This window comes from Streptomyces sp. NBC_00457 (genome assembly GCF_036014015.1).
In the GTDB taxonomy this organism is placed as follows: Bacteria; Actinomycetota; Actinomycetes; order Streptomycetales; family Streptomycetaceae; genus Streptomyces.
Window position 1 is genome coordinate 8,512,621 of sequence record NZ_CP107905.1, and the last position, 17,939, is coordinate 8,530,559.

Here is a 17,939-nt window from a genome sequence, read left to right on the forward strand (position 1 = left end):
CGTGTCCGGGACTTCCGGGAACCTGCTCGGCGCCGACGCAGTGATCAGCTGCCCGCACGGGGGGCGCGCCACAGCGGCACATGCGCCGTCTGAGGCGGTGCTGATCGGCGGCCGGGCGGTAGCCACCACAGCCGACACCTACACCGTCGTCGGCTGCACCCACACCGTGAACGGCATACCGCATCCGTGCGTGTCCGTACGGTTCACGGCCTCCGCGAGCGGTGTCACCCTCGCGGGCGCCCCGGCACTGCTCGACACCTCCGCGGGCCAGTGCTTCAGTGCCGCCCTGGTGCCACAGGGGCCGCCCGTCGTCACCGGCTCCCAGCAGAAGGTGTCCGTCCGATGAGCCCACGCACCCGCCCCCGCACCGACATGGCCTTCCCCTTCCGGGCCGACCGCCGTGGCCGTACCGCGCACGCCCGCCACGGCGAGCACGTCCACGACCTGATCGAGCAGCTGCTGTTCACCAGCCCCGGCGAGCGCGTCATGCGCCCCGACTTCGGCTGCGGCCTGCTGGACCTGGTCTTCGCGCCGAACAGCCCGGAGCTGATGAGCACGCTCGAACTCTCCGTCCAGGCCTCCCTCCAGCGGTGGCTCGGCGACCTCATCGACGTCGAATCCCTCGACGTGGTCAGCGAGGACCACGTCGTCCGCGTGTACCTGTCGTACGCCCTCCGCTCCGACGGCACCCGCCGCGACGACGTCTTCGAAGGGAGGGCCACCGCATGACGCACACGACAACTCCCCGGCGGGCCAAGGTCAGAGCCGCCCAGCTCAACGGAGTCGACGCCGTGGAGGTCAGCGACGACGGGCTGCTGCTCACCGTCACCTTCCTCGGCAAGGCCCCGCACGGCCTCGGCCCGGAGAACGTCCGTATCGACGGCGGCCGTCGGATCACCGGCATCACCGCCGTCGACGTCAGCGTCGAACGCGAGGAGGACCCGGAGCTCGACGACCGGCTCTACGTCACCCTCGACCGGGCCGGCGACACCTCCCGCTATCGGTTCGCCCTCGTGGAGACGGACCCGTACGGCCGCCCGGGCACGGAGCCGTACCGCGGCTTCGACCAGCGCTACCACAGCGCGAGCTTCGCCTTCCGGCCCGACTGCCCCACTCCCTTCGACTGCAAGGACGATCACCCACAGGAGCCGGACTTCCCGGACGCCCCCGTCGTCGACTACACGGCCCGCGACTACGACACCATCCGCAAGCTCCTCCTCGACCGGCTCGCGCTCACCACCCCCGACTGGGTCGAGCGCAACCCCGCCGATCTGGGTGTGACCCTCGTCGAGCTGCTCGCGTACACCGGTGACCAGATCAGCTACCAGCAGGACGCGGTCGCCACCGAGGCCTATCTCGACACCGCGCGCCGCCGGGTCTCCGTACGCCGCCATGTCCGCCTCATCGACTACGCGATGCACGACGGCTGCACGGCCCGCGCCTACGTCGCCGTGGAGACCGCGGGCGACCACACGCTCGCCCCGGGCACGTACCGCTTCGCCTCCGTCGACGTCCGCACCCTGGACCCGCACGACCGGCCCGAGCCCGGCACGGTCATCGGCGAGGCAGACCTCGGCGACCTCGACGAGCGCGGCTCGGTGGAGGTCTTCGAACCGGTCGTCACCGCGGACCCGCTGGAGCTGCGGGTCGCGCACAACGCGATCCGCCTGTGGACGTGGGGCGGCGAGGTGTGCACCCTGCCCAAGGGCGCCACGTCGGCCACGCTCAGGGACGAGTGGCAAGACCCGGAGACCTGCCGGGACCGGCAACTCGACCTGAAGCCGGGCGACTTGCTGATCCTGGAGGAAGTGAAGGGCCCGCGCACCGGCACCCCCGGCGACCAGGACCCGGCCCACCGCCAGGCCGTACGCCTCACCTCCGTCACCCCGGCCGTCGACCGCATCGAGGACCAGCCGGTCCTGGAGGTCACCTGGGCCGTCGAGGACGCCCTGCGTTTCCCGCTCTGCCTCACCACACGCGGCGGACGCGACTGCCTGCCCGTCGAGGACGTGAGCCTCGCCCGCGGCAATGTCGTCCTCGTCGACCACGGCCGCTCCCTGACCGGGCTCCCCGAGACGGTCACCGTGCCGCAGGAGCCCGCCGTGGTCGCCCCCTGCGACCCCCCGGCCTTCGGCTGCCACGACCGCGAGGAAGGCAACGCGCCCGCGCGGCTCATCACCTCCCTCACGGACAAGGCGGAGGACGGCCGGGCGCTCACGCCCGACGACGTCCGCGAGCTGTTCGAGGTGGTCGGTGAGGCCGCGACCGTACGCGCCGGACTCGGTCTGGAGCGGGCCGGGCAGCGGCACGAGCGGGTCGTGCCCGGCACCGCGTACGCCCAGGCCACCGCCCTGCGCACGCTGCTCGCCCAGTCCGTCTATCCGGGGATCCGGCCCCGCTTCCGGCCGGTCCTCGGCCGTACGCCCGTCACCCAGGCCGTCCCCTTCCCCGATCCGCGGACCGTGTCCGCGGGCCAGGCCGAGCGGATCGCCGCCATCCCCGGGCGGATACGGCAGCGGCTCGTCGAACTGTGGCGCAGCGCCCGGGACCGGGACGGACTCGGCGACGCGGAGATCGACGAACTCACCGTCGTCTACGGCCTGAAGATCCTCGAGCGCCTGGAACTGCGCCTGCATCCGGTCCGCGCCCTGCGGGAACTGCTGTACCGCAGCGACCAGTTGCTCGACGCCAAGCTGCAACGCGTCGAGGTGCTCGCCGCACGGGCCCGTGCGGGCACGGTCCTCGACGGCCACATCGCCTGGGAGATCGCGCACAGTTGGGGTCCGTCGTACGCGGCCGGACTCCACCCCGACGAGCCGGTGCTCCGCGGCTCCGCGACCGCCGGGCTCGCGCAGGATCCGCGCCGCGCGCTGCCCGCCGTACGCGCCCTCGAAGGCGACGACACCGTGTGGGAGCCGCGCCGGGATCTGTTCGACAGCGGCTCCCGCGACCGGCACTTCGTCGGCGAGCTGGAGGACGACGGCCGTATCGCGCTGCGTTTCGGCGACGGACGGCACGGGGCCAGGCCGACCCCCGGCTCGCGTCTCGCCCTGCACTACCGGCTCGGCGGCGGCACCGCGGGCAACGTCGGCGCGGAGGCCGTCAACCACCTCGTCGTCCAGGACGACTGCGAGCCGCCACCGGCCGCGGTCGTCCGCAACCCACTGCCCGCCACCGGCGGCACGGAACCCGAACCGATAGAGCAGGTACGCCAGTTGGCCCCGCTCGACCTGCGTCGCACCCGGCTGCGCGCGGTCACCGCCGAGGACTACGCGGCCCTCGCCTCCGCCCTGCCCGGCGTACAGCGGGCCGCCGCGGAGATCCGCTGGACCGGCAGCCTCCAGGAGGCCCACATCGCGATCGACGCATACGGCGCCGGCGCCCCGTCGGCGACGCTGCTCGCCTCGGTCGAGCAGGCCCTGGAGCCGTACCGGCGCATCGGCCACGACCTCGTGGTCGGCCCGGCCCGCCTGGTCCCGCTCGACATCGCGCTGACCGTGTGTGCCAAGCCCGGCCACCAGCACGGGCAGATCCTGGCCGAGCTGTACCGGGTGCTGGGCAGCGGCCGCAACGGCTTCTTCCACCCCGACGCGCTCAGCTTCGGCGAACCCGTCCGGCTCAGCCGTCTGGTCGCCGTGGCCGCCGCGGTCGCCGGCGTGGAGAGCGTCCGGGTCACCCGGCTGCGGCGGCTGTTCGAACAGGACCGAGGAGAGAGGGAGGACGGCGTGCTGCGGCTCGGCCCGCTGGAGATCGCCACCTGCGACAACGACCCGGACCGGCCGGAGAACGGCCTGCTGGCGATATCCCTGGGAGGTGCCCGATGAGCGACGCGTGCTCCTGCGGCGGCGCATGCGGCGGCCACGACGAGCGCCTCGCCCCCGCCCCGCTCCACAACCCGCCCGGCCGCACCGCGCTGGACTACCGCGTCGGCGAGTACGGCTCCTTCCTGGCCGCCCTGCTCGACCGGCTCGCCTCACCCGCGTACCCGGCGCTCGGGGGCTTGACCGTCCGCACCCCCGACGACCCGGCGATCGGCCTGCTCGACGCCACGGCCGTCCTGGGCGACCTGCTCACCTTCCACTCCGAGCGGATCGCCGACGAGGCGTACGTCCGTACGGCGAACGAGCACCGGTCGCTGGTGCTGCTCGGGCGGCTCGTCGGCCACCGTCCGCGCCCCGGCGTCGCGGCGGCCACCCACGTCGCCTACACCTTGGAACGCGATCCGCGCGCCGAGACGCTGCCGGTGGTCATCCCGCGCGGCGCGCGCAGCCACAGCGTGCCGGCGTCCGCCGACGAGCAGTCCCAGACGTTCGAGACCAGCCGTGATCTGGTGGCGCGCTGGGACTGGAACGAGCTGAAGGTACGGCGGCGTCGGCCGACGCTGGTGACGCCGGCGGATCTGGAGCGCCGGTCGGAGTTGTTCGTCGAGGGAACGGCGAACTCTCTGCAGACCGGTGACGAGTTGCTGTTCGTGTTCGGTGAACGGGCGGGTGGGGAGCGGAAGTTGCTGCCGGTCGCCAAGACGCGGGTCGATCGTGATGATGAGATCACCGCGATTTCGCTGCCGAAGTCGGCGCCGCCGACGCTGAAGGAACTCGTCGATGAGGTGCGGCGGTGGATCGCCGAGCCTGCGGTTCCGGGTGAGCCGGGGGATGAGCCGCCTACTCCGGAGGTTCCTAATCCGCGTCCGGTCAGTCGGCTGATCGAGGACTTCGAGGATCAGGTTCTTGCGCCGTTGCGGGCGGATTTGAGTGCGGTGAAGACGCCGGAGCAATTGGCTGCGCGGCTGAATGAGCCGGTGGCGCGGCTTGGTGAGGCGCAGGTTTTGGCTACGCCGTATGAGGACGTGGCGGAGTGGTTTGCTCAGCTTGAGGCGGTGCTTGCGGAACTTGGTGAGCGGGCCTTGGGATTGGCGCCTGCGCAGACGGTTGAGTCTGGTGGTTTGGCGGGTGCGGCGCCGTCTGGGCTGGTCGCGCAGTTCCCCGCGCCCCTGGAGGGCGATTCTCGTGCTGCTGCTCTGAAAGCCCTGAGCGCTGTACTGCCCGCCCTGCGTTCCTCCGCCCCGGCGCCGAGCAGTGCTCCACGCCGAGTCGCCGATCCTGTTCGGCTGCTCTCCGCGCTCAATCCCGGGCTCTATCCGGCCTGGCGTACCGCCGCGGCCCCTGGCACGTCCCAGCTTCTCCGTGAGCTTCTCGCCATGCGTGTCACCGCGGCGCCGTTCGGGGCCACCGCTCCGCTCAAGCCGGTGCAGGACGACCGGGGGCGGGTGATCCGTACGGCGGACTGGCCGCTCACCGGGGCGGCGCTGACCAGCATGCGCGTCGTGTATGACACGGCGGGGAAGGTGCCGGTCCGGGGGGAGTTCCAGTACGTCGAGGGCAGCAGCTCCGATCAGCGGGCCGAGAATCTGCCCGTGCCGCAGTTCGTGAACTTTCCGCTGGGTCCGGGGCGGGTCGAGCTGTCGGTCCGGGCCGGGCAGGACAGGGACCTGAACTGGCTCAACCGGCGGCCCGCCGACTCCCAGGAGCCGGGCGTCACCGTCCGGATGCACTCGGGTCTGCCCGAGCGCACCCTGCATGTGTCGCGTCCCGACAGCGACGGCCTCGTCCACGTCGGCATCAACAACGGCACGGCCGAGGAGGTCGCCCTGCGGCCGGGCGACAGCGAGCAGTTCACCCACGGTGAGTACGAGGTGAGCGTGCGCTACACGGTGGGCACCGCCGAGCCCAACGTCGAGGTGGTCATCGCCAGCAAGCCGCAGCCCATCAACCGCCGTGTGCTGCAGCTCGACTCCGTCCACGCCGGCATCACGGTCGGCAGCTGGGTCGCCATCCAGCGCCCGAAGAAGGGCGCCCAGGGCGGTATTCCCGGCGACGCCAAGCTGGCGTTCGTCACCACCCAGGTGGCCGCCGTCCGCACGGCCGCGTACAGCAATTACGGCATCACCGGACGCGGCACCGAACTCACCCTCTGCGACCCCTGGCTGGACGAGTTCGACGTCCTGCTCTCCCATATCCGCGACACCACCGTGCACGCCGCGGGGGAGCCGCTGCGCCTGGCGGACGAGCCGCTCGCAGAGGACGTGTACGGCAACGAGATCGAACTGGCGCAGCTGTACGACGGGTTGCAGCCGGGGCGCACGCTGATCGTCACCGGCGAGCGCACCGACATCCCCGGCGTGGCCGGCGTCACCGCCACCGAGGTCGTCACCATCGCCTCGGCCGACCCGGCCGTCGACCCGCAGCTGCCCGGCGACCACGTCCACACCGCGCTGACCCTCACGGCCGACCTCGCCCACCGCTACCGGCGATCGACCGTCCGCGTGCTCGGCAACGTCGTCGAGGTCACCCACGGCGAGAGCCGCGAGGAGGCGATCGGCAGCGGCGACTCGGACCGGGTGAACCAGACGTTCGCGCTCTGGCAGACCCCGCTCACCTGGCTCGCCGACGACAACCCCCTCGGCGCCACGCCGGTGCTGGAGATCCGTATCGACGGGGTGCTCTGGCACGAGGTCGACAGCCTCGCCGGACGCGGCCCGAACGAGCGGGTCTACATCACCGGCAGCACGGCGGACGGGCGGACGACCGTCACGTTCGGCGACGGCATCCACGGCGCCCGCCTGCCCAGCGGCCACGAGAACGTCCGTGCCCGCTACCGCTTCGGCACCGGCAAGGCCGCCAACGTCGCCGCCGGCCGCATCACCCAGCCCCTCACCCGGCCGCTCGGCGTCACCGCGGTCACCAACCCCCGCCCCGCGACCGGCGGTTCGGACGCGGACGGGCCCGGCCTGACCCGCCGTACGATCCCCCTCGCGGTGTCGGCCCTGGACCGGCTGGTGTCCACGCCGGACTACGAGGACTTCGCCCGCTCCCGCGCCGGTATCGGCCGGGCCGCGGCACGGGAACTCTTCGACGGGCGCCGACGCGTCGTGCACGTGACGGTCGCGGGCACGGACGACGTGCCGCTCGGCGACGAGACGCTCCGGCCGTTGCGGGCCGCCCTCACCGAGTACGGCGACCTGGCCCTGCCGGTCCGCGTCGACGTCCGCGAGCTGGTCCTGCTCGTCGTGGCGGCCAAGGTGAAGGTCGCTCCCGACCACGCCTGGGAGACCGTGGAGCCGCGTCTGCGTCAGGCACTGCTGCGCCGGCTCGGCTACGAGGGGCGGGAGTTGGCGCAGCCCGCCCGGCTCTCCGACATCCTGGCCACGGCCCACACCGTGCCCGGCGTCGACTACGTGGACGTCGACGTCTTCACCGGCGTCCCCGCGTCCGCCACCCCGGCCCGGCTCACCGAGTTGCTCACCCGCCCCGGCGCCCCGCGGACGAGCGTGCCCGCGCACCCGGCGACATACGACGAGACGGTCCACACCGTCCGCGCCGACGACGGCGAGACGCTGAGTGCCATAGCGGCTCGCTACGGCATCCCGCTCGCCGAACTCCTGCGCCTCAACCCCGACATCACCGACACCCGGCGCCTGCCGAAGGGCCGGTCGGTGTTCGTCTTCCGCGGTATCCGCCCCGCGCAGCTCGCGCTGCTGTCGCCGAAGGCCGCGGACACCCTGATCCTGACGGAGGTCAAGTGATGGCCGTGAACTCGACGGACGTCCAGTTCGAGCCGACGACCGCCCCGGCGACGTCCCGGGAGCCCGACGGGCTGGCCGCGCTGCTGCCCCGCTGGCATCTGCTGCGGGACGCCGAGGAGGGCGAGGCGCTGCGCGCGCTGCTGGCCGTGATCACCGAGCAGCTGGACCGGGTCCGCGACGGTGTCGAGCAGGGCTACGAGGACCTGTTCGTGGAGACCGCGGCGCCCTGGGTGCTGCCATACCTCGGCGACCTCGTCGGCTACCGCACCCTGCCCGGCTACGAGCGCGTCCTCACCACGGGCCTGCACGAGGGCGGCCGGGCGGCACTCGCCGAGGCCGTCGCCCCGCGCGCCGACGTGGCCGCGACCGTCGCCAACCGCCGCCGCAAGGGCACCCTCCACCTCCTGGAGGAACTCTCCGAGCAGATCACCGGCTGGCCCGCCCGCGCCGTCGAGCTGTCCCGCCTGGTCGCCCACAACCAGCCCGTGAAGCTGCACGGCGGCACCGAGCGCGCCGTCCGCGGGCGCCTCGCCGACCTGCGGAACTCCTCCGAACTCGCCCTCGCGGGCGGCCCGTTCACCACATCGGCCCGCACCGTCGACGTCCGCAGCGCCGACTCCCGCTACCGGCAGGGCGGCTGGACCCCGGCCGGCGTGGGCCTGTTCGTGTGGCGGCTCAAGGCGTACTCGCTGACGTCGTCCCCGGCGTACTGCATCGACCGCGCCCGCCACCTCTACACCTTCTCGATCCTCGGCAACGACAGCCCCCTGGTCACCAAGCCCGTCCCGGAGCCGTCGCCCACCCACATCGCCGCGGTCGACAACGTGCCCGCCTTCATCACCCGCCGCATGCTGCACGACCGGCTGGCCGACTACTACGGCCCCGGCAAGAGCTTCGTCGTCCGGCGCGACGGTGAGGACAAGCCCGTACCGCCGCAGGACATCGTCGTGGCCGACCTGTCCGAGTGGCGCTACCGTCCCAAGCGCGGGCAGGTGGCCGTCGACCCGGAGCTGGGCCGGATCGCGTTCGGCGCCCGGTCGGCGCCCCGGCAGGGCGTCTGGGTGGACTACCACTACGCGTTCGGCGCCGACATGGGCGGCGGCGAGTACGAGCGGAACCGGGAGCCGCGGCCCGACGCGGAGACGTACCGGGTCGGCCCCGGACAGCCGTACCGGCAGATCATGGACGCCTACCGGGCCTGGCAGCACGACCGGCGGGCCGACCGGACCGGGCCCGAGGGCATCATCGAGATCACGCACAGCGGCGCCTACCAGGAGCAGCTGGACTTCGACCTCGACCCGGGCGACCGCCTCGAACTGCGGGCCGCCGAGGGCACCCGGCCGGTGATCCGGCTGCTCGACTGGTACAGCAACCGCCCGGACGCCCTCAACATCCGTGCCGTCTCCGAGGACTGCGCCCCGCACGAGCGTCCCCGCCTCGTCATCGACGGGCTCCTCGTCGCCGGCCGCGGCATCAACGTCACCGGCCCGATGGGCGCCGTCGTCGTACGCCACTGCACACTGGTGCCGGGCTGGTCGCTGGAGCCGGAGTGCGAGCCGCACTCGCCCGAGGAACCCAGCGTCGTCCTGGAACGCACCACCGCCTGTCTCCAGGTCGAGCACAGCATCCTCGGCACCATCGAGGTCATCGGCGACGAGGTCACGGAGGAACCCCTCGGCATCCACCTGCGTGACACCATCCTCGACGCCACCGGCGACGACCGCGAGGCCCTGTCCGCCCCGGACTGCCGCCACGCCCACGCCGTACTCCATCTGCACCGGACGACCGTGATCGGCGAAATTCACACGCACGCCGTGGAGATCGTCGAGAACTCCGTCCTCACCGGGAAGCTGCACGTGGCCAGGCGCGGCATCGGCTGCATCCGGTACTCGGCCGTGCCCGCCGGCTCGCGCACCCCACGACGTCACCGCTGCACAGCCGTACGCCCGTTGTTCGCCGCCGTGCGCTACGGGACCCCGTGGTACGGGCAGTTGGCCGACCGCGGCCCCGAGGAGATCCGGCGAGGATCCGACGACGGCGCCGAGATGGGCGCCTTCCACGACCTGTACCGGCCGCAGCGCGAGGACGGTCTGCGCGCGCGGCTGGAGGAGTACACGCCCGCGGGCACGGATGCCGGGATCTTCTTCGTGACATGACCGGGATCTTCTTAGAGACATGAGCAGTGCCGCCGTACGCCCGACCCGCATTTTCCTGAACCAGGGGGACCCCCTTCATGCACGCTGACCTCTCCCGCTCCACGTTCCGCCCGGAGCGGCACTACTCCGCGGTCATCGCCCAGCAGGGCCGCGTCCAGCTCGACGCCGACGCCAACGAGCAGACCGCGATCGAGCTCCACCGGGCGCGCACTCTCGCCGCCGACCTGATCGGACAGCACGGCGGTCCGCGCGACGCCGCCGGCTTCCGGATCGAGTACATCGGCGGCAAGCACGACATCGACACCCTGCACATCCACGGCGGCCGCTACTACGTCGACGGCATCCTGCTCGACGCGAACCGCCCGGCGCCCGGCACGCCCGTCCCCGACGAGGACGCCGACGAGCAGGAGACCGCGCAGCCGCCCGCGTACTGGACGTACTGGGACCAGCCCGACGGCTTCCGTGACCGGGAGAAGCCCGGCGACCGGCTGCCCTCGCCCACCCAGTCGCCGTTCCTCGTCTATCTGAAGGTGTGGGAGCGCGCGGTCAGCGCCGCCGAGGACCCGGCGCTGCGCGAGGTCGCGCTCGGCACGGCGCTGCCCGACACCGCCGCCCGCGTGAAGGTCGTCTGGCAGGTGCTGCCGCTCTCGCTCGCCGCGCTGGAGATCGAGGACGTGAACCCGCCGAAGGAGGACGTCCGGTCCGCCTTCACCCAGTGGGCGCACAAGCAGTCCACCCCCACCGCCCGGCTCGCCGCCCGCAGCGAACGGCCCGACCACGCGGACGAGGACCCGTGCCTGGTCAAGCCCGACGCCCGCTACCGCGGCCCGGAGAACCAGCTGTACCGGGTCGAGATCCACGAGGGCGGCGAGGCCAAGGACGCCACCTTCAAGTGGTCCCGCGAGAACGGCTCCGTGGTCTTCCCGGTCGACGAACTCGACGGCACCTGGGTGCAGTTGGCGACCCTCGGCCACGACGAGAAACTGGACCTCGACGTCGGCGACCACGTCGAGCTCACCGACACCGCGTACGCCTCCCGCCTCGAACCCCTGCCGCTGCTGCGGGTCGAGGAACTGGACCTGCCGGGCCGCCGGGTGCGGCTGTCCGCCGAGCCGGAGGGCCAGGTCGGGCGGCTGCCCCACCTCAATCCGTTCCTGCGCCGCTGGGACCACCAAGGGGGCCCGAAGCGCAAGGGCCGTACGGCAGCCCTGAAGGGCGGCGCGGTGCGGATCGAGGAGGGGGAGTGGCTGCCCCTGGAGGACGGGGTCGAGGTCTACTTCGCCAAGGGCGCCACGTACCGGACCGGTGACCACTGGCTGATCCCCGCCCGCACCGCCACCGGCAGCGTCGAGTGGCCCGCCGACCCGGCCCGCCGCCCCCTCCTCAAGGCCCCGGCCGGCATCGTCCGCTCCTACGCCCCGCTCGCGCTGGTGAAGGGCGAGGGCGGCACCGTGGACCTGCGGCTCGCGTTCACCGCGCTGGCCAGCAGCATCCCGCCGGCGGACGAGGCGGCCCTGGCGGCCGAGGCCCAGGCCCGCCGGGAGGAACAGACGGCGGAGGACCCCTCGGGCGGCCGGTCGCAGACCACGGCGGACGCCGAGCGCGCGGCGGAAGGAGACGAGTGATGGCCAAGCCACTGAGCGCGTCCAAGATGGTGGAGATCCTGCGCGCGGAGGGCCTGACGGTCCACGAGGTCCGCAACTGGCGCCACCACAACCGCAACGGCAAGGGTCCCTGGGGTCCGGTCAACGGCGTGATGATCCACCACACCGTCACCTCCGGCACCAACGCCTCCGTCGACATCTGCTACGACGGCTACTCCAGCCTGCCCGGCCCGCTCTGCCACGGCGTCATCGACAAGAAGGGCCACATCCACCTCGTCGGCAACGGCCGCGCCAACCACGCGGGCCTCGGCGACAACGACGTCCTCCGTGCCGTGATCAACGAGACGAAACTGCCCCCCGACAACGAGGCCGACACCGACGGCAACCGCCACTTCTACGGCTTCGAGTGCATCAACCTCGGCAACGGCAAGGACCCCTGGCCCGAGGTCCAGAAGGAAGCCATCGAGAAGGTCTCCGCCGCGATCTGCCGCCACCACGGCTGGACCGAGCGCTCCGTCATCGGCCACAAGGAGTGGCAGCCCGGCAAGGTGGACCCACGCGGCTTCACCATGGACGGCATGCGCAAGCGCATCGCCCAGCGCCTGGCCGGCAAGGGCGGCGACACCGGCGGCAAGGAACCCGACCCCAAGCCGGCCCCGCCCAAGCCGACCTACGAGCCCTTCCCCGGCAGCGGCTTCTTCCACGTCGGCCAGAAGTCCCCCATCATCACCGCGATGGGCCGCCGCCTGGTCGCCGAGGGCTGCGGCCGCTACGAAGAGGGCCCCAGCCCCGAATGGACCGAGGCCGACCGCCGCTCCTACCAGGCCTGGCAGCACAAACTCCGCTTCAAGGGCAAGGACGCGGACGGCATACCGGGAAAGGTCAGCTGGGACAAGCTAAAGGTCCCCCACAGCTAGGGGACTTGTAGACACGCGTGCAGACCGCGCCCCGAAAGGGGCGCGGGGAACTGCGCGACAAGCCACAGTCAACCCGCACCCGCAAGACAACCGTGCGGCCCGAGCTCTCAGGCGCTACCCGGCGGAAAACTGGGCCGCACAGGCACCCGCACATCCTGCTCGGGCAACGGCGGCAGCGCCCCCTTCTGCAGCCACGCCGCGAACAGACCGTCCAGCGGCTCCGACGTGAACCGCCCCGCGTGCGCGGTGAACACCCCCGTGCTGACCGCACCGTTACGGTGCAGCCCCGCCCACGCGCGCAGCATCCGGAAGAAGTCCGCGTCACCCATCGCGCAGCGCAACGCGTGCACGGTGAGCCCGCCCCGCTGATACAGCCGGTCGTCGAACATCAACTTCCGCCCGGGATCGGCCAGCTTCAGATCCTGCGGCAACGAGGACAGCGACCGGTGAGCCGCGGCGGCAAGCTGCTGCGCCGTGGGCCCGCCCGACCGCTCCGACCACAACCACTCGGCATATTTGGCGAACCCCTCGTTCAGCCAGATGTGCCGCCAGTCCGCGATGGTCACGCTGTTCCCGAACCACTGATGCGCCAGCTCATGCGCGACCAGCCGCTCCCAACCCCGCGCCCCGTCCACATGGTTCGCGCCGAACAGCGACAACCCCTGCGCCTCGACGGGCACATCGAGCTCCTCCTCCGTGACCACGACCGCGTACTCGTCGAACGGATAGGGCCCGAACAGCTCCTGGAACAGCTCCATCATCGCGGGCTGCCGTGCGAAGTCCCGCGAGAACTCCGGCAGCAGATGCGCCGGAATGTGCCCGTGCTGCGGCACACCGCCCGGCCCCGGGTCGCCGAGCAGCACGGTCTGGTACTTGCCGATCGACAGTCCGACGAGATAGCTCGACGTGGGCGCCGCCTGCTCGTACACCCACGTTGTCGTCGACGCCTTGGTGGTCCGGGTCAGCAGCCGCCCGCCCGCGACCACCTGGTACGCCGACGGCGTCGTGATGGAGATCTGGTACGACGCCTTGTCCGCGGGCCGGTCGTTGCACGGATACCAGGACGGCGCCCCGATCGGCTGGCTCGCCACCAGCGCCCCGTCCTCCAGCTCCTCCCAGCCGAGCCCGCCCCAGGGACTGTTCACCGGCTTGGGGTTCCCCGACCAGTGCACCTCCACCGTGAACGCGGCCCCCGCACGGATCGGCTTGGCGGGCCGGATCCGCAGCCGGCCACCGCGATGCGTGTAGTGCGGCTGCCGTCCGTCCACCCGGACCCGGCCGACCTTGAAGTCGGCCAGGTTCAGCTGAAACTCGCCGACCGGCGAGCGGCCCGCAATGGCGTTGATCCGGGCCGTGCCGGCCAGCCGGTTCGGCCCCGGGCGGTAGTCCAGCGCGAGTTCGTACCGATGCACCCGGTAACGGGGATCACCGTTGTCGGGGAAGTACGGGTCCGCACCCACGGACTGCTGAACTGCCACTGCTGCGTCTGCTCCTCGCGCTGCGCTCGTACGACGTCCTGCATCCCCCGACGTCGTCACAGTCGCGGTCACCGACGCCATGCTTCGATCGGGTTGCCCAGCCAGCGAGTGTCGTCGGGAACGGATTCCCCCGCCATCACCAGTGACGCGGGACCCAGTGTGGTGCGGGCCCCGACCGCGCTGCCCGGCAGGACGATTCCGCCAGGACCCAGCGTCGCGCCCTCACGGAGGACAACAGTATCCGTCCGCAAGATCCGGTCGTGGAAGAGGTGCGTCTGCAGCACACAGCCCCGGTTCACGGTCGTCGCGTTCCCCAGCGTCACCAGATCCGTCTCCGGCAGCCAGTAGCTCTCGACCCACACGCCCTTGCCGATCCGCGCGCCCAGCCCCCGCAGCCACGCCGTCAGCACCGGCGTACCCGGCACCGACCCGGCCAGCCACGGTACGGCGACCACCTCGACGAAGGTGTCCGCCAGCTCGTTGCGCCACACGAAGGAGCTCCACAGCGGGTGCTCCCCGCTGCGGTGCCGCCCGACCAGCGCCCACTTGGCGACGATCGACAGCAGGCCCGCGAGCCCGCCCGCCCCGAGCAGCACGACACCGCCCAGCAGCCAGGCCCAGCCGCCCAGCGCGCTCAATGCCGCCACCGTCAGTACGGCCAGCGCGGCCGAGCAGAACACCGGCACGATCCGGCACAGCTCCACAAGACCGCGCGCCCACAGCAGCCGCGCCGGCGGGTCGTACGTCCGGCTCTGGTCGCCGTCGCTCGCGCTGCGCGGCAGCCTTACCGGCGGCAGCCCCAGATACGACGTGCCCTTCTTCGCCTTCTTCGGCGTCGCCGACAGCACCCCGACCAGGCCGCCGTCCGGCACGCTCCGCCCCGGCGCGGTCATCCCCGAGTTGCCCAGGAAGGCCCGCCGCCCGATCTCCGCGCGCCCGACCTTCATCCAGCCACCGCCGAGCTCGTACGGCGCGGTCAGCGTGTCGTCGGCCAGGAAGGCCCCCTCACCGACGGTCGTCAGGCTGGGCAGCGCCAGCACGGTCGACACCTCGGCGCCCTTGCCGATCCGCATGCCCAGCAGCCGCAGCCACACCGGCGTGACCAGCCCGGCGTACAGCGGGAACAGGGTCTCCCGGGAGAGGTCCATCAGCTGCGTGATCGTCCACGCCTGCCAGCCGGTCCGGCTGTGCGTCGGATACGTGCCCGCACGCAGGCCCAGGCTCAGCAGCCGTACGGCGATCAGGATCAGCAGGGCGTACGCCAGCCCGAAGGCGAGCGTCGCCGGGACCAGCGCGATCGCGGCGCCCCGCAGGGCCTCACCGAGACCGGCGCCCGGCGCCACGAAGACGCCCGCGACCAGCAGGGCGGCGACCAGCGAGAGGACGGGCAGCAGTGTCAGGGCGATGCCCGTCATGCCGTACATCGCGCGCCAGAACGTGCCGCGCCGCGGCCGGTCCTTGGGCCAGTTCCGCTTCGCCCTGCCGAGCTTGACCGCGGGCGCGCCCGCCCAGCGCTGACCGGTCGGAATCTGCCCCGCGACCGCCGAACCCGGCGCCACCTCGGACCGCTTGCCCACACGGGCACCCGGGAACAGCATGCTGCGCGTGCCGACCACGGCGTGCGCACCCACCTTCACCGGCCCGATCTCCAGCCGGTCACCGTCCAGCCAGTACCCGGACAGATCGACCTCGGACTCGACGGCGGCGCCCCGGCCCAGCTTGAGCATGCCGGTGATCGGCGGCAGCGAGTGCAGATCGACGTCCTGCCCGATCCTGGCGCCCAGCGCACGGCCGTACCGCTCCAGCCACGACCCGGTCAGCGAGGTCGCGCCACTGAACTCCGCGAGCCGCTCGGCGGCCCACAGCCGCAGATGCACGCTCCCGCCGCGCGGATACCGCCCGGCCGTCACGCCCCGCAGCAGCAGCCGCGCCCCGCCCGCGGCGATCGCGAGCCGTCCCGGCGGGCTGAAGAGCAGCAGCGCCCCGGACGCGACCAGCCACCAAGGGGCGGTCGGCAGCCAGGAGTACGCGGTCAGTACGTTCCCCAGCGCGGCCAGGGGCACCATCCAGCGCAGCCCCAGCAGCGTGAACAGGGGGAGCAGGACCAACAGCTGGATCACCTGGGCGCGCTTCGGCACCGGAGCGATCGTCCGCCGGGCGGTGTCGTCCTGGTTGGACTCCTCCAGGTGCCGGGCCAGCTTGCGCAGCGTCGGCTGCTGGTAGATGTCGAGGACGGCCGCGCTCGGGTAGCGGGTGCGCAGCCGCGTCGTCAGCTGGGCGGCGGCCAGGCTGCTGCCGCCGATCGCGAAGAAGTCGTCGGTGGCGCTGCCCACCGGGATGCCGAGGACTTCCGTCCACTGCTCGGCGAGCCAGGCCTCGGTGCCGTAGAGCTGCTCGGCCTTGCCGCCCGTCTCCATGCCCTCCAGGGGCCAGGGCAGCGCGTTGCGGTCGACCTTGCCGCTCGTCCGCGTCGGCAGGTCCTCGACCGGCGCGAGCAGCGGCACCAGGGCCGCGGGCAGCTCGGCCCGCAGCTTGTCGACGGCGGCCGCGTGGTCCCAGCCGTCCTGCGTGACGACATACCCGACGAGCAGCTGATTGCCGCTGCGGGCGGTGCGTACGGCCGCCGCGGCACCGGCGACACCGGGCAGCGCCTGCAACGCGGCGTCCACCTCGCCCAGCTCGATCCGCCGCCCGCCGAGCTTGATCTGCTCGTCGGCCCGCCCGAGGAAGACCAGCCCCTCGGGCTCCGCCTTGACCAGGTCACCACTGCGGTACGCCCGCTCCCAGCCCAGCGAGTCCAGCGGCGCGTACTTCTCCGCGTCCTTCTCGGCGTCCAGGTACCGGGCGAGCCCGACCCCGCCGATCACCAGCTGGCCGCTCTCGCCCATCCGCACGGGCTGCCCGGCCTCGTCGACGACGGCCAGCTCCCAGCCGTTCAGCGGCAGCCCGATCCGGATCGGCTCCTCGCCGCTCATCAGCGACGCACACGCCACGACGGTCGCCTCGGTGGGCCCGTAGGTGTTCCACACCTCGCGCCCCTCGGTCACCAGCCGCTGCACCAGCTCGGGCGGACAGGCCTCCCCGCCGAAGATCAGCAGTCGTACGTCGTTGAGGGTCTCCGGCTCCCACAGCGCGGCCAGCGTCGGCACCGTCGACACGACGCTGATGTCCTGCTCCACCAGCCAGGGACCGAGATCGGCACCGCTGCGGACCTGCGAGCGGGGGACGGGCACCAGACAGGCGCCGTAGCGCCACGCGAGCCACATCTCCTCGCAGGACGCGTCGAAAGCCACCGACAGGCCCGCCATGACCCTGTCACCTGGACCGATGGGGTCGTCGGTGAGGAACAGCGCGGCCTCGGCGTCCACGAACGCGGCGGCGTTCTCGTGGGTGACGGCCACACCCTTGGGCTTCCCGGTCGACCCGGAGGTGAAGATGATCCAGGCGTCGTGCTCGACACCGGGCCGGTCGGCGGGAACGTCCGCCCTGCTGTGGGCGGTGATGACATGGTCGGCACCGATGACGGCCCGCACGTCCGCCTCGCCGAACACCAACTCGGCCCGCTCGTCCGGGTCCTCGGCGTCCACCGGAACGTATGCGGCGCCGGCGGCGAGTACGGCGAGGATCGCGACGTACAGATCATTGGTCCCGGACGGCACCCGCACGCCCACCCGGTCACCGAGTCCCACACCGGCGTCGGCGAGCCCGCGCCGCAGCGCCGCGACCTCGACGGCCAGCGCACGGTAGGTCAGGCTCCGTGTGCCGTCGTCCAGGGCGAGCTCGTCCGGGTAGGACCGGACGGACGCCTCGAAGATGTCGACAAGCGTCCGGGGAGAGGCGGCGGCCCCGCCCGAGAAACGTGCGGTACTACCGAATCGCTCGCGGATCTCTTCATCGAGCAGGCCGAGAGCACTGCTCTCGTGTATGGCTGCCATCGGGTCCTCGCGTCTCGATCCCGGAAGCCTCCGGGGCGCTGGTGGGCCCGCAGGTTTGCCTGGGGTTGTCCGGCTCCAGCTCCGACAAGCCGGAAATTTTAGTCCGACGTTAGTCTCCGCGTTACCTTGCGGCCACATGAGTGAGCTGTCCGGGGTGCCGGGGGAGGGGTGGCCGGGTGCTGTGACCTCGGTGTCTGCCCACCCGACGAGAGATGGCGCACACTTGATCGCGGAGCGTGTCCGGCAGCGGTGGCGGACAGCAGAAAA

9 protein-coding genes are annotated in these 17,939 nt (G+C 72.3%); 7 read left to right on the top strand and 2 right to left on the bottom strand.

The features are described from left to right. Nucleotide 1: 1 nt before the first annotated feature. From OG828_RS38950 to OG828_RS38980, 7 genes are all read left to right on the top strand, one after another. Entirely contained in the window at nucleotides 2-346 is a 345-nt protein-coding gene (locus OG828_RS38950; RefSeq protein ID WP_328441444.1) for a hypothetical protein, read from the top strand. After that, nucleotides 343-729: a GPW/gp25 family protein gene (locus OG828_RS38955; RefSeq protein WP_328367611.1), complete on the top strand. Its 387-nt coding sequence runs from the start codon at nucleotides 343-345 to the stop codon at nucleotides 727-729. The genes OG828_RS38950 and OG828_RS38955 overlap by 4 nt, the downstream gene beginning before the upstream one ends. After that, complete coding sequence (locus tag OG828_RS38960) at nucleotides 726-3,824, top strand: putative baseplate assembly protein (RefSeq protein WP_328503830.1); 3,099 nt, start codon at nucleotides 726-728, stop codon at nucleotides 3,822-3,824. Before OG828_RS38955 ends, OG828_RS38960 begins: the two co-directional genes overlap by 4 nt. After that, nucleotides 3,821-7,582, top strand: coding sequence for a putative baseplate assembly protein (locus OG828_RS38965; RefSeq protein ID WP_328503831.1), 3,762 nt, complete (start codon nucleotides 3,821-3,823; stop codon nucleotides 7,580-7,582). Before OG828_RS38960 ends, OG828_RS38965 begins: the two co-directional genes overlap by 4 nt. Next, a complete protein-coding gene (locus OG828_RS38970) occupies nucleotides 7,582-9,738 on the top strand; it encodes a hypothetical protein (RefSeq protein ID WP_328503832.1) in 2,157 nt (718 codons plus the stop codon). The genes OG828_RS38965 and OG828_RS38970 overlap by 1 nt, the downstream gene beginning before the upstream one ends. Before the next feature lie 77 nt (nucleotides 9,739-9,815). Continuing rightward, a complete protein-coding gene (locus OG828_RS38975) occupies nucleotides 9,816-11,363 on the top strand; it encodes a DUF6519 domain-containing protein (protein ID WP_328503833.1) in 1,548 nt (515 codons plus the stop codon). After that, nucleotides 11,363-12,259, top strand: a complete 897-nt coding sequence (locus OG828_RS38980; protein ID WP_210574815.1) for a peptidoglycan-binding protein — start codon at nucleotides 11,363-11,365, stop codon at nucleotides 12,257-12,259. Before OG828_RS38975 ends, OG828_RS38980 begins: the two co-directional genes overlap by 1 nt. 107 nt (nucleotides 12,260-12,366) lie before the next feature. On the opposite strand, the gene OG828_RS38985 is transcribed toward OG828_RS38980, so the two are convergent. Beyond that, nucleotides 12,367-13,737 (bottom strand): M1 family metallopeptidase, encoded by a 1,371-nt coding sequence (locus OG828_RS38985; RefSeq protein ID WP_328441448.1) that lies wholly within the window; start codon nucleotides 13,735-13,737, stop codon nucleotides 12,367-12,369. 68 nt (nucleotides 13,738-13,805) lie between these two features. Further along, a complete protein-coding gene (locus tag OG828_RS38990; RefSeq protein ID WP_328503834.1) occupies nucleotides 13,806-17,672 on the bottom strand; it encodes a Pls/PosA family non-ribosomal peptide synthetase in 3,867 nt (1,288 codons plus the stop codon). Between the last annotated feature and the right edge of the window lie 267 nt (nucleotides 17,673-17,939).